At 68.8% G+C, this 12018-nt stretch carries 13 protein-coding genes; all 13 read right to left on the bottom strand.

The features are described 5' to 3' along the window. Positions 1-918, bottom strand: a 918-nt coding sequence (locus G3572_RS18995; RefSeq protein ID WP_164614882.1) for a DNA cytosine methyltransferase, incomplete at its 3' end; no start/stop codon positions are given. A 1-nt stretch (position 919) separates the two neighbouring features. Then, positions 920-2296: a site-specific DNA-methyltransferase gene (locus G3572_RS18990; RefSeq protein ID WP_164614842.1), complete on the bottom strand. Its 1377-nt coding sequence runs from the start codon at positions 2294-2296 to the stop codon at positions 920-922. Positions 2297-2745: 449 nt separating this feature from the next. Further along, on the bottom strand, positions 2746-3174 hold the full coding sequence (locus G3572_RS18985) for a DUF6362 family protein (protein WP_164614840.1): 429 nt from the start codon (positions 3172-3174) through the stop codon (positions 2746-2748). A 189-nt stretch (positions 3175-3363) separates the two neighbouring features. Beyond that, a complete protein-coding gene (locus G3572_RS18980) occupies positions 3364-3885 on the bottom strand; it encodes a crossover junction endodeoxyribonuclease RuvC (protein WP_164614837.1) in 522 nt (173 codons plus the stop codon). 392 nt (positions 3886-4277) lie between these two features. Then, positions 4278-6560, bottom strand: a complete 2283-nt coding sequence (locus tag G3572_RS18975) for a PriCT-2 domain-containing protein (RefSeq protein ID WP_164614834.1) — start codon at positions 6558-6560, stop codon at positions 4278-4280. Beyond that, entirely contained in the window at positions 6560-6784 is a 225-nt protein-coding gene (locus tag G3572_RS18970; protein ID WP_164614831.1) for a DUF6511 domain-containing protein, read from the bottom strand. Before G3572_RS18970 ends, G3572_RS18975 begins: the two co-directional genes overlap by 1 nt. Beyond that, the gene (locus tag G3572_RS18965; RefSeq protein ID WP_164614829.1) at positions 6781-8520 is read right to left on the bottom strand and encodes a DEAD/DEAH box helicase; all 1740 of its coding nucleotides are present in this window, start codon (positions 8518-8520) and stop codon (positions 6781-6783) included. Before G3572_RS18965 ends, G3572_RS18970 begins: the two co-directional genes overlap by 4 nt. Then, a complete protein-coding gene (locus G3572_RS18960; protein WP_164614826.1) occupies positions 8514-9458 on the bottom strand; it encodes a PD-(D/E)XK nuclease family protein in 945 nt (314 codons plus the stop codon). The genes G3572_RS18965 and G3572_RS18960 overlap by 7 nt, the downstream gene beginning before the upstream one ends. Continuing rightward, positions 9458-9823: a hypothetical protein gene (locus G3572_RS18955; RefSeq protein WP_114535582.1), complete on the bottom strand. Its 366-nt coding sequence runs from the start codon at positions 9821-9823 to the stop codon at positions 9458-9460. Before G3572_RS18955 ends, G3572_RS18960 begins: the two co-directional genes overlap by 1 nt. A gap of 68 nt (positions 9824-9891) precedes the next feature. Then, complete coding sequence (locus G3572_RS18950) at positions 9892-10398, bottom strand: DUF669 domain-containing protein (RefSeq protein ID WP_164614824.1); 507 nt, start codon at positions 10396-10398, stop codon at positions 9892-9894. Positions 10399-10420: 22 nt separating this feature from the next. Continuing rightward, a complete protein-coding gene (locus tag G3572_RS18945; RefSeq protein WP_164614822.1) occupies positions 10421-11167 on the bottom strand; it encodes an ATP-binding protein in 747 nt (248 codons plus the stop codon). Beyond that, on the bottom strand, positions 11167-11652 hold the full coding sequence (locus tag G3572_RS18940; RefSeq protein ID WP_164614821.1) for a hypothetical protein: 486 nt from the start codon (positions 11650-11652) through the stop codon (positions 11167-11169). The genes G3572_RS18945 and G3572_RS18940 overlap by 1 nt, the downstream gene beginning before the upstream one ends. 10 nt (positions 11653-11662) lie before the next feature. After that, entirely contained in the window at positions 11663-11872 is a 210-nt protein-coding gene (locus G3572_RS18935; protein ID WP_021096360.1) for a helix-turn-helix transcriptional regulator, read from the bottom strand. Positions 11873-12018 lie beyond the last annotated feature (146 nt).

Here is a 12018-nt window from a genome sequence, read left to right as displayed (position 1 = left end):
GTCACCAGGACCTGGCGGCCAAGCAGCCCGTTCACCGGCGTGTTCGCCAAGGTGGTCGCCCCATCCTTGTGGTCTCGAGCCGTCGGCGTCATCCACATCCCCGCCGAATGGGTCAGGTCGGCCAAGCGACGGTTGCCCGCGCTCGGCTTGCAGCCGTCGTTCGCCATCGGCGTCGGCCAGAGCGCGGCCGTCGTCGCGAGGTTCATCCCATGCTGCCCCGCCGCTTGCGAAGGCGTCGGCTTCGTCTGCCGGTTCTCGTTCGCGCTGGCCCTCGGCGTCGGCCAGAGCCGCAGCAGCTCCGTCCGGTTCCCGCCACTCGACCGGGTCCCAGAGCAGGCGCGCGGGGTCGGCCAGCTCGTCCCCCTCGCGGATGGCAAGGATGAACAGCCGTTCGCGCTTGTGGGGCGCGCCGACTTCCGCCGCCGTGAAGAGGCCTGCCGCAAGGCGGTAGCCCATGCCGACCATTCCGCTGGCGACTTCGGGGAAGCCGAGACGGAGATGATGAGCGACATTCTCGAGGAAGACGAAGGGCGGCCGGACCTCGTCGATGATGCGGGCGACATGGGGCCAGAGGTGGCGCGGGTCGTCGGCACCCCGGCGCTTGCCCGCGACCGAGAACGGCTGGCACGGATAGCCCGCAGTAACGATGTCCACCGCGCCGCGCCACGGATGGCCGTCGAAGGTTCCAACGTCGTCCCAGACAACAGCCTGATCCAGGGACGCGTCTTCCATCCGCGCCACGAGAGTGGCTGCGGCGAAGGTTTCCCGTTCGACATGGCCCACAGCACGATATCCGGGGATGGCGATGGCGAGCCCGAGGTCGAGCCCACCCGCGCCAGAGCAGAGAGAAAGGCCGAAGAGGCATGCGTCTCCGGCCCCGGAATCGCGTCCGGAGGAAGGTAAAGCCAGGTCATGCATGTCACGCGGCGGTCTTGCGCTTTCCCGCGGGTTCGGGAGCGGCGTCCGTGTCCGGCATATCGGCTGGGGTCTCGGCGTCGTCTCCCAGCCGCTCGGTCCTCACCTCGGCGAAGGTTCGGCCATCGCCATCGAGGATCGCGTCGCGCCCGGTCTCGGCCTGCCAGCGTTCCACGGCGACATCGACATAGGCCGGGCTGATTTCCATCGCGAAGACGCGGCGGCCATTGGCTTCGCCCGCCATGATCTGCGAGCCGGAGCCCGAGAACGGCTCGTAGCAGAGGCCGCCCCGCGCAACATGCTGTCGCATCGGGATGCCGAAGGCGTCGAGCGGTTTCGGCGTCGGATGGTCGGGCCGGTCATCCTTGGCGAAGCTGGGCAGCGCCCATGTCGATGGCAGGGTTTCCTCGGCCACCTTCGGGGGCCGGTTCGGGCGGCGCCAGCCCATGAAGCAGGGCTCGTGCTTCCAGAGGTAATGGGACCGGGTCAGAACCCCGCGGTCCTTCACCCAGATGATCTGCTGGTGGACGAAGGCCCCAGCCTTTTCCCAGCACGCTTCCAGCATCGCCTGGCGACGCGAGGCGTGCCAGCAGTACCAGGCCGCATCCTCGGTGATCGCCTCGGCAACGGCAGCGGCGATGAAGCCGTCGTAGAGTTCCGCGCCCTGCGAGCTGTCGTCCCAGGTCGTGCCGTAGGAGGCGGACCAGTCCTTGTTGCGGGTCGGATGGTTCGAGCCGTCGTAGTCCACCAGATAGGGCGGGTCGGTCGCAAACAGGATCGCCCGTTCGCCGTTCATCAGGCGGCGCACGTCGGCCGCGCTGGTGCTGTCGCCGCACAGCAGCCGATGGTCGCCAAGGATCCACAGATCGCCGGTGCGCGAGGTCGGATTGCGCGGCGGCTCGGGGATGGTCACCGGCGGCACGGAGCCCCCGGCGCCCTCTTCCTCGCCGCCACCGTCGAGATCGAAGGCCAGCAGCTTGTCGAGTTCGCCGTCGGAGAAGCCAACCAGCGACAGGTCGAAATCCTCCGCCAGCAGGTCATTCAGTTCCGCCGACAGCAGCGCCTCGTCCCAGGTGCCGAGCTCCGTCAGCTTGTTGTCCGCAATCCGGTAAGCCCGGCGCTGCGCCTCGGTTAGGTGGCCGAGCACGATCACCGGTGCCTCGGTCAGCCCGAGCTGCGTCGCTGCCAGCACGCGGCCATGGCCCGCGATCAGCTCGCCGTCCTCGGCGACGAGGCAGGGCACGGTCCAGCCGAACTCGGCCATGCTGGCGGCGATCTTGGCGACCTGGTCCGGGCCGTGCGCCTTCGCGTTCTTCGCGTAGGGCTGGAGGCGCGACAGCGGCCACGTCTCGATCGCGTCCGGGGCGAAGCTCAGCGTCATGGTGGGCAAGTTTCCTCGGTCGGGTGGATGCCGGTGGCTTCCGGACTCCGGATGCCGGGCTGGACCCCACACGGAGTCCAGCGGCGACCAGCGGTGTCCGGTCGGAAGGCCAGCGTTCATTGGTGTTTGCGCGGGGCTCGGGGGGGTCCGGCTTCCGGGTGGCTTCCCAAAAATCCGGCCCTGTCGCTGGCGATGTCCCGCGCTTCGCCCGCCAGCATAGGATTTCGGCCCGGAAGGAACCGCGACCTCGGTGGCGGCGGCGGGCGGCGGCCCACAAGGAAAGGATAATGACCTTTCCTTTCTTAGCGGACCCGTCAACGAAAGGATGGTTTCGTTCGGGGCTGCGCCGCGCGCATCTCTCCCGAGCTTATCCCGAACCTAGCCCGCGAGCCGGTTTTCTGTCCCGTCGAAAACTGTCCGCCGCACACCTTCCCCTGTGACGCGCAGGGCTACGCGCCACCAGCCAGTTCAATCACGTGTCGTTTCGACAGGTTGCGGTTGAACCGACGCCTGTTGAGCCGCAGCGCGATGACGCAGAGCCCGTAGAGCCAGTGCTGGTGGGCGGCAGAGCGCTGCAAACCGACCGTCCAGCAGATAGTCTTCCAGCGTTCGCCATAGGCCCGCATCCACACGATCTTGCCGTCGACCGGGTCGAGGCAGGCGGTCCAGGTCAGCGTCTCCTCCATGCGGCTGATCGCCTGCGGGGAAGGCAGGACGCGCATGGGCTTGGGCTCCTGACCCACCTTGTCGCCAAAGGAGTGGACGATCTCGGGCCAGGTGCTGAAATAACCTCGCCGTCGCGGCTCGGGCAGGCGCTTGAGCACGTAGGCCGCTTCAGCGAGGCGTGCCTCGACGAGGGACGGGGTCCACTTATCCATGGCGCCCTCCCTCGTTGGAGGGGCGCGGCCCGTAGAGCTTTTCGCCCAGCTGTCTGACGAGTTCCCGCTCCGGCCATGTCAGCCGCGCATCCTCTAGCGAGACGGCGAGCAGACCCTGCTCGCGCCAGCCCTCGCGCTTCACCTGCTCCGGATCCCGGCGCTGGCCGCCGTAGCCCCTGGGATGCCACCTCATGCGACACCCCCGTTCGTCTCGATCGCCCAGAGCAGCAGCGCGATGGCGTCGGCCTCGTTGTCGTCGGCGGGGCTGAAGCCCCGGGCCCGCGCGGCTGCGATCATCGCCTCCTTCGGCGCATTGCCCTTGCCGGTGGCATGACGCTTGATCGTGCCTACAGGGACGCCGGCATAGGGCACGCCGCGCAGCTCGGCCCATGCGGTCAGCGTGGCCATGAGCCCGCCATAGACATGGGCCGCGTCCGTTCCGGCGTGCCGGCGCACCTCCTCGAACCAGATGGCGGTAATTGGGCCCGACAGGCGGTCGATCTCGGTGAGCCAGTTCGTGAAGCGCAGATAGCGCATGCCGCCACCGTCATAGCGGCCGGGGCGGAAGCTCGCGGTCCCGCTGGTGATCAGCCCGTCCGGGGCGCGCAACGCCCAGCCGGTGTTGGTGCCGAGATCCAGCGCGAGAATGCAGCGGTTGAGATTGCCGGCAGCCGTGAGAGGCGCCGGAGCGATGGGTGGGGTGCGGTCCATGACGACCTCCTCTTCGATTGAGTGGCCGGGGCGGCACGGCTGCCTGGCGAGGGCAGCACGCGCGCCCGGGCCGGGATCGCGAGGTCTGGTCACGGTCACGTTGTCGATGCCGGGGGCGCCCGGCGCTTCCTTCAATGGCTTCACCCCGCCTGCTTGAAGGAAGTGGGGCCGCAAGCCATTGGCAGAATGAGGATAAATCTCTTCTTTCAATATTTCAGTTTCTTCATGGGGTATGGGTGTGGCACTCCACCCCCTCCATGCGCGCGGGTCGTCTTGCGTGAAGTATTGAAAGAAGTCCGCCGCCGTGGATTTCCGTTCGAGGACGGAGACTTGGGCGGGTACTTCCTTCAAATGAAGGATGGGGGCGGTTGAAGGAAGCATCGTCCCGGCCCTCACCGCATCGCCCGGAAGCGCATGGCCTTCCGCCCCCCGGTCTCCTGCTCGACCGTGGCGATGTCGCCGCTCTCGACCAGCGTGAGCAGGATGTCGTCGCGGTCGCGCGCCCGGAGCCATTGCGAGGCGCGGGTCAGCTCGGACTTGGTGACGCCGACCGCCCCTGCCTTGCGGATGATCTCGCGCACCCGCTTCAGATGCGCCTCGGTCTCGGTATCGGCGACATGGCGCTCGACGGCGTCGATGGTGCGCCGCGCGAAGTGGCGCACGAACTCGATCGCCCAGACGGCATCCTCGAGCCGGATCACGGGTTGGACCGAATCCCGCCCCACGGCCACAACGAGCGCGACCTTGGCCGCATTCTCTGCGATCCGAGCGAGGATCGGGGTGTGGAACGTGCCGGCCGCGGCCCTGAGTTCGGCGGTGATCTCCTCGCCGAGCGCGTCGAAGCGCGCCTGCGCGTCGTCGTCCATCGGCACGGTCATCGGATCGACCGCGGTCTCGGGTCCGGAGGTCCGGCCCGCTAGATTGCCGCTCGCCCCGCCGCCCGCCGCAAGGCGCTGCAGCCCTTCGATCAGCGGTCGCGGCGACGTGCGCAGCCCGGCACGGCGGTTCTCGTCCGGGTAGTCCTCCTCGCTCGGCAGGATGATGAGCCGAGCGAGCGAGCCGTCCACCACATTGGCACCCTGCAGCGCCCCCCAGAAATGCAGTGGCGTCGTCGTGCCATAGACGCAGAGGCAGGGCTGGACGATGTCGCGCCGCTCGTTAGACCCGTCGCGGTTGGCGTATTCCGCGCCGAGGAAGACCCCGCAGGCGGCGGTGTAGAGCTCGGTCATGTTGTCGAGGATCTCGGTGACATGGCGCGGACTGCGCTTCCGGTCGGCCGCCGCCGAGAGGAACATGCCGAACTCATCGATCTGGAACAAGATCGCGGGCTGACGGTGGAGCGCGGTCAGGAGCCCCGCGCCGGAGGCGATCTTGTTGCCGCCGAGGTGATGCGCCAGCCCCGCCGCGAAGAACAGCTCGTTGACGACCTCGCGGGCGTGGTTCTTGCCCGAGCCGCTGTCCGCGATGCCGACGATGTAGAGGTTCGTGCGCAGGTCGGTCGCCGTGCGGTAGCGCCGACCCATCAGCGCGCCGAGGGCGCAGAGGCTGGCTCCCACCGCAAGAAGCGGCTGCGGTCTGCGCGCCGTGTCGATCATGTAGCGCGCGAGATCGCCCACGAGCCCACCCGGGATCGTCAGCGTGAACGATGGCGCAGGCGGAAGGATCGGCATCGGGGCTTCGGGCTGGGCGAGCTGCGCGAGGAGGCCGGCCGCGGGATGCTCGTCGGCCGCAAAATCCTTCTGACTGCCGTCGAGCAGCAGGTCGGGGTCGGGGCGCCAGCCCTTCTCCATGGCGAGGTGATAGATCGTGCCGGCGCCGATCCGCGCGGGCCTGAAGCTCGCCCATGCCTTCGCCGTCGCGGCCGGGTCGTTCTTGGCCGCCTGCGCCGACCAGTCGGCGAAAATCGTCGCGCCCTCCTCGCCCAGCGCGCCCTTCAGCGCCATGCCGATGCGCATCCAGCTGTCGTAGTCGAGCTCGTCGTTCGGGAGCCAGGCGAGCGCACTCCGGATCGCGGCCAGCGTGCCGGCCTGTGCATGCGACGGCAGACACGGGTGCCCGGCCCCGTTCGCCCCCTTCGCGCCGAGGCTCTTCGGGCGCAGCTCGGGCGGGATCAGCGCCAGCGCCTCGTCGAGGAACGCTGCTACCCTGTCGGCGTCGATCTCGGGCAGGCTCTCGATGTCGAGATCGGCGAGCCCCTCGTCCGGCCAGGCATAGGGCTGGCCGGTATCGGGATGCTTGGCATAGGCCACGAACTGCTGACCGAGGCAGAGCACCTCCAGCGGCGCACGCCGGATCCCGGCGAAGGGCTCTCGCGTGCGATAGACCAGCAGCCGCTTCGGTGCCTTGCCGATCCTGAGCGCCGGCGTATCGCCAAGCCGCTCGCGGGCCAGCCGCTCGATGTGCAGCGCCAACTCGCCATCCTCGGCGATGTCGATGTCGAGCGCGGCGACCGCGCCGCCGACGATCCCGACGCCGCAGTCGGGCCAGCTGGACCAGGTCGCGACCTCGAGCTCGGTCGTGGCGCGGCTCGCATGCCGGTTCCACTTCGGGTAGTCGTACCAGCCCGCGCGGGCGAACTGGCCTGGTTTCTTGGTGCCGGGCGCGATCGGCAGGATCGCGTAGCCGTTGGTCACGAGGCGCGCGCCGACGCGCGCCATCCACGAGGTGTCCGCCATCAGAAGGGCACCTCCGGGATCATGCCGTCGAGCCGCGCGCGATCCTTCGCCGCCAGTTCGCGCAGGTGGTCGCAGTAGCCGGTGACAATCACCTCGACGAAGGTGTCCCACTCCTCCTCGCTGAGTTGGGCGAGATCGGTCCGGCCGAGGCTGTCGAGATAGGCGCCGCCGGCCTTGCCGCCCTCGACCATGGCCGCCGACTCATTGGGGGTCGGATCGATCATGCCCGACCTCCGGTGGCAGATGTCCTGGCAAACCCGGCTGCAAAGCTGTCGGCGGCTCGTGTTGCGCCGCGGGTCGGAGACGCGGAAGCGCGCGTCGAACCAGCCCCAGCCGCGGGGTTCTCGGTGGCAGACGGCGCAGAGCCCGGCACGGCTATGAGGCATGGGGCGAACCTGTAGCCAGTGATTTCGGTGAAGCGGCCCGCGGGGCGGACGGCGATCTCGGTGGGGCGACGCAACCGGTCTGCCAGCAGGAGCGCCTCGTCGACGGACTCGGGCACTTCCATCTCGGGCGCCCGCTCGCGCCACCAGCTCGCGGCCTTGCGGCGCGGAAAGCCGTCGTGCTCGAAGCAGACCCACTCCGTGTGAAAGGCGAGCCCGCTGCGATAGGTGACCTTCAGCGAGACCCGCCCGCCGCGCTTCTCGTGGCGGCTGTAGGTCACGTCGGTGACGCTGACCCATTGCGGCTCGCCGGTCGACAGCACCTCCAGCGTCGACGCGGTCGGCTCGAGCTTCACCTCGCGGCCGGGGAACTCGAAGCCGCAGTCGGGGCATTCGAGCGCCGCGATGGCCACGATGGTCCCGCATTCGGGGCAGATCTTCGTGGGTGGCGGCCCGTCGCCCGGACCGCCCGGCCGCTTCGGCCGCACCAGATCGATGGGACCATGGCGGCGGACATTGCCCGCGAAATCCAAGACCAGGCAGTTCTCCTTGCCCTCGGCGAGCCGCGTGCCCCGTCCGGCCATCTGGACATAGAGCCCGGCCGACTTGGTGGGCCGCAGCATGGCGATCAGATCCACGGCCGGCGCGTTGAAGCCCGTCGTCAGTACGCCCATCGAGGCCAGCGCCCGGATCTCGCCGCGCTTGAAGGCGGCGATGATCGCGTCACGCTCGTCCTTCGGCGTCTTGCCGAAGATGGTGGCGCAGCTGACCCCGCGGCGGCGGAACTCCTCGGCGACATGGGTGGCGTGGCGAACGCCGGAACAGAAGGCGAGCCAGGACCGGCGCGTCTCGCCATGGGCGATCACCTCGGCCACGGCCGCGCGCGTGATGGCGTCCTGGTCGACCGCGTCCTCGAGATCGCGCGCGATGAACTCGCCGCCCCGCGATCCCACGCCCGTCACGTCGAGACGGGTCTTCGTCTGTTTCGAGATGAGCGGGGAGAGCCAGCCCTGATCGATCAGGTCGCGGACGGACACCTCGTAGGCGATGTCGGTGAAGAGCGCGTTCTCGCCCTCGTGCAGCATGCCGCTGTCGAGCCGGAAGGGCGTCGCCGTCAGACCGATCACCTTGAGTGCCGGATTGATCGCCTGCAGGTCATTGAGGAAGCGGCGATACATGGTGTTCGACCGGCCGGGGATCAGGTGGGCCTCGTCGATCAGCACCAGATCCGCATGGCCGATGCGCGTCGCCTTGTCGTGGATCGACTGGATGCCGGCGAAGAGGATCCGGGCCCGCGCGTCACGGCGGCCGAGACCGGCCGAGTAGATGCCCGCCGGCGCCTCGGGCCAGAGCCCGAGCATCTCGGCATGGTTCTGCGCGATCAGCTCGCGCACATGGGTGACGACGAGCACGCGCTGGTCAGGCCAGGCCTTGAGCACGCCGTCGATGAAGGCGGCCATGACGAGGCTCTTGCGGCCGGCCGTGGGGATCACGACGAGCGGGTTGCCGCTCTCCTTCTCGAAATAGCCGTAGATCGAGGCGATCGCGGCCTGCTGGTAGGGGCGCAGGGTCAGCATGCGGCGGCCTCCTCTTCGCGGGCGTCGTTGGTCCAGGCTGAGCCGTCGCGCATGCGGTAGGCGACGAAGTCCTCGCCTGCGTCGGTCACCTCGCCGGGGACGAGATCGGGGATGAACAGGTGCCGCGGGCAGGCTCGGCGCTGGTCGGCTGGGTCGAGCAGCCGATCATGGCGTGCGCAGTGCCAGCCGCCTTCGATGGGCGTGGAATGCAGGCAGGACCGGCAGGTGACGGCCGCGGCCTCCTCACCGTGGCAGAGCCTGTGGTGGTCGCAGAACCGGCACTCGAACCATGCGGGATCTGCGCTGATCCGCTCGGGCGGGTGCTGGGCGAAGATGATCCGCCGCGCCTTTTCCAGCAGGCGCTCGCCCATCTCGGGGTCGGCCGAGACACGCTCGATGTGCAGCGCGTCGGTGTCCTTGCAGACCGCGACGTAGAGCGCCCGCGTGATGCCGGTCAGGTGCATGTAGACCTGCATCTGCGCGGCGTGCTGGGGCTTGGCGAGCGCGACGCCCTTGGCGTCCAACTCGGCGAAGCTCTTCGCCGAATGCGTCTTGAACTCGACGACGTGCCAGGTCTTCGGCGCCTCGAGCAGCCCGAGGGCGACGGCGTCGAGCGAGCCGCCGAAGTGCCCGCCATGGGCCTCGACGCGGAACTGCCGCCCGGTCTCGGGATCGACCTCCAGCACCGTCGCGCCAGTGGCGCGCAGGTCGCGCACGAGCCGGGCCTCTTCCAGTTGGCCGGTCTCGAACAGCCGCAGGATGCGGCCCATGTGTCGCGCGGGCGTCGCCCAGCGGAAGTCATACCAGAGCGCGCGGGCGCAGGACTTGCCGATCAGCGAGGCGCCGAGGTGGTCGCGGAAGCCGTCGCCCTGCCGGGCCTCGTAGGAGGCGTAGATCGCGGAGAGGGTCGGCGTCGGGGGGTCGGGAAGCTCGGCCATCAGCACGCCTCCTCCCGCTCGAGCCGCGCCCGCGCCTCCGCCAGCACCGCGGTCCAGGCGGCGCTGTCATGGCGTTCGCGCAGGACAGCGATGATCATGTCCTTCAGGCGCTCGCGCCGACGGCGGCCACCCTGACGGGCGACGATCTCGGCGCGCTCGCGATTGAGGTGGCGCAGCGCCGTTCGCGCCCGATGAAACCAGTCGGGGTCGATCGGCTTCGCCGTCCGCTGTCGCGTCAGATCGGCGGTCGCGATCTGCGTGCGGATCTTCGCGATGGCGTCCTCGATCTCGATCAGGCGCCGGGTGTCGTCAGGCAAGCCGGGGGCGTTCGCGGCCGCGCAGGCCGCGTCGGTGGTGTTGGTCATGGTCGGTCTCTCGGGTCTGGCGATGTCCGGGCCGCGAGCCAAGTCTCAGCCCGCGGCGGCCGAGGGCGTCAGCTCTTGCGGTTCCAGGGCGCGGTGGCCGGGCGGGCGGGCGCCGACTGCACGGGCGCGGCGGCAGGCCTTGCCACGGCGGGCTGCGCCGGGCTCGTCTGCGCCGGGGCCTCCGGCACGAGGTAGCGGATCGTGTTGCGCTCGCTGTAGCCGTCCTTCGGGGGCTTCACCCCGACCTGGATCGTCATCGGGATCAGGTGCAGCTCCTCGCTGTCGTTCACCTGCAGCTTGCCCGTGGCGTGGCAGATCGCCGACAGCGTTCGCTGCGCGATCTCGACCGTGGTCGGGTTGGCGTTCACGAGGTTCAGCTGGTCGAAGACCTTGCGGCCCTGCTGCGGCCCCTCGAGGATGTCGAGCATGAGCCAGAGATACTGCCCCATCCCGTTCTTCGTGACGCGCATCTCGCTCTCGATGATCTGCGCGCGGTACTTGCCGGCGGGCAGGATCTCATAGGCGGTGGTGGGCTCGATGCCGGTGGCGTCGAAGGCGGTGTCGAAACGTGCCATCGTTCTGTCCTTTCAGTCGCAATCAGGCGGATTGGGGCATGGCGGCCAGGAACTCCGACCACTCGAGCGGGAGGGTTTCCGGCAGGCCGTAGCGGTTCTTGGCGAGGAAGGCGGGGCGCTCCTCGGTGTGCATGACGCGCGCACCGGACCCGAGCGCCCGGGTGACCTTCTTGTTGAATCCGACGTCGGACTTGCTGACCGAGATCCGGTAGTTGGCAAAGAGCACCACGTCCGAGTGCTCCTGCAGCAGCGCGGACGCGCGGGTCTGCAGCTTGATCACGTACCGGTCGTAGGGTTCGTGCTCAGGGCTGTCGAAGCGCTTGATGTCGGTGTGGGCGATCTGGATGACCGCCATGCTCTTGCGGTCACGCAGCGCGTTCAGCCTGTCGATGTATTCGCGCCAGATGTTCAGCGCCTCCGCGTAGCCCTTCCCGAAGCCGGGGCTTTCGATCGACGGCCAGCCGTTCCGACGGCAGGCCTCGGCCCAGATCAGCGGCTCCAGCCAGTCCACGCTGTCCACGACGACCGTGGAATAGGCGTGGTCCTCGTCGAGCAGGGCATCGAGCGCCTCGGCGACCTCCGCGTAGCTCGTCGCCAACGGGAAGTGCGGCACCTGCAGCTTGCCGAGACCGTCCTCGGTCAGGACGAACACGGGCGCGTCGGCCGACGCGGCGAAGGTGGACTTGCCGATGCCGGCGACACCGTGGATCAGCACACGCGGCGGGCGCAGTACCGTCGAGGTTTGCAGGGATGCGAGCGAAATGGCCATCAGCGCGCCTCCTCGCCGAGCAGCAGTCGGAACTTGGGCTTGCCGGTGCGAACCGTGCGGGCGGGCTCGAACTCCTCGCGGATGTCCTTGGGCCAGGCGGTGTACTTGCGCTCGGGGACGCTGAGCGTGATGTCCACGTACTCGGCGGGATCAGCGCCATCCGCCCGGATGCGCTCGACCAGACCGGCGAGCATCGTCTGGTCCCATTCAACGCGCTTGGCGAGTTCTGCCACCACGGTGACCGGGCCATCCTGCAGCCGGACAGTGCCGGTGTCCTTGCCCTCCGCGCGGCGCGCGTCCTGCGCCTGGTCGCCGTACTTCAGCGCGATGGCGCCATCGATCCAGTCGCAGCAGGTCTTCGCGGAACGCAGCCGCTCGTCGGCGTCCTGCTTCAGGAGCGCCAGCTGGTCGCCCGCCAGCGCGGCGATCTCGCCGACCGGCAGGGTGGGCAGATCGTCGAGGGTGATGCGGTTGGGGATCGTCATGGCCGCCCCCTCACGCCAGCTTCACGGCGGGCTTGTCGGCCGTGCTCGAACAGTGCCGGTTGGCCTCGTAGGCCTCGACATCCTCGAGCCGGTACACGACCCGGCCTCCGATCTTGATGAAGGCGGGGCCCTCACCGGTCCAACGCCAGCGCTCCAGCGTGCGCGGGCTGATCTTCCATCGAGCCGCCAGCTCGACCTGGTTGAGATGCGTGACTGACATCCGAAACCTCACTGAGTTGTCCGTTGTTCACCCCGGCGCGTTGATGCGCCCGGATATGCGAACAATTTCAGTGTTTTGCGGCCTCGAATAAATGATCACGCCCGGACTTTCTTGTGACGTGCAGACAAGAAAAAAGCCCCGAAAAA

The organism is Pseudotabrizicola algicola, assembly GCF_010915705.1.
Taxonomy (GTDB): Bacteria; Pseudomonadota; Alphaproteobacteria; order Rhodobacterales; family Rhodobacteraceae; genus Pseudotabrizicola; species Pseudotabrizicola algicola.
Note: the sequence above shows the minus strand (reverse complement) of the source record. Positions and strands in the feature narration are given on the sequence as shown.

What these genes read in the sequence shown, in the direction of transcription:
- G3572_RS18970 (WP_164614831.1), bottom strand. Translation starts at nt 6,784, where the DNA reads ATGATCGATCCGACCCCCAATGAGTCGGCGGCCATGGTCGAGGGCGGC.
- G3572_RS18960 (WP_164614826.1), bottom strand. Translation starts at nt 9,458, where the DNA reads ATGGCCGAGCTTCCCGACCCCCCGACGCCGACCCTCTCCGCGATCTAC.
- G3572_RS18980 (WP_164614837.1), bottom strand. Translation starts at nt 3,885, where the DNA reads ATGGACCGCACCCCACCCATCGCTCCGGCGCCTCTCACGGCTGCCGGC.
- G3572_RS18985 (WP_164614840.1), bottom strand. Translation starts at nt 3,174, where the DNA reads ATGGATAAGTGGACCCCGTCCCTCGTCGAGGCACGCCTCGCTGAAGCG.
- G3572_RS18965 (WP_164614829.1), bottom strand. Translation starts at nt 8,520, where the DNA reads ATGCTGACCCTGCGCCCCTACCAGCAGGCCGCGATCGCCTCGATCTAC.
- G3572_RS18935 (WP_021096360.1), bottom strand. Translation starts at nt 11,872, where the DNA reads ATGTCAGTCACGCATCTCAACCAGGTCGAGCTGGCGGCTCGATGGAAG.
- G3572_RS18940 (WP_164614821.1), bottom strand. Translation starts at nt 11,652, where the DNA reads ATGACGATCCCCAACCGCATCACCCTCGACGATCTGCCCACCCTGCCG.
- G3572_RS18975 (WP_164614834.1), bottom strand. Translation starts at nt 6,560, where the DNA reads ATGGCGGACACCTCGTGGATGGCGCGCGTCGGCGCGCGCCTCGTGACC.
- G3572_RS18990 (WP_164614842.1), bottom strand. Translation starts at nt 2,296, where the DNA reads ATGACGCTGAGCTTCGCCCCGGACGCGATCGAGACGTGGCCGCTGTCG.
- G3572_RS18950 (WP_164614824.1), bottom strand. Translation starts at nt 10,398, where the DNA reads ATGGCACGTTTCGACACCGCCTTCGACGCCACCGGCATCGAGCCCACC.
- G3572_RS18955 (WP_114535582.1), bottom strand. Translation starts at nt 9,823, where the DNA reads ATGACCAACACCACCGACGCGGCCTGCGCGGCCGCGAACGCCCCCGGC.
- G3572_RS18945 (WP_164614822.1), bottom strand. Translation starts at nt 11,167, where the DNA reads ATGGCCATTTCGCTCGCATCCCTGCAAACCTCGACGGTACTGCGCCCG.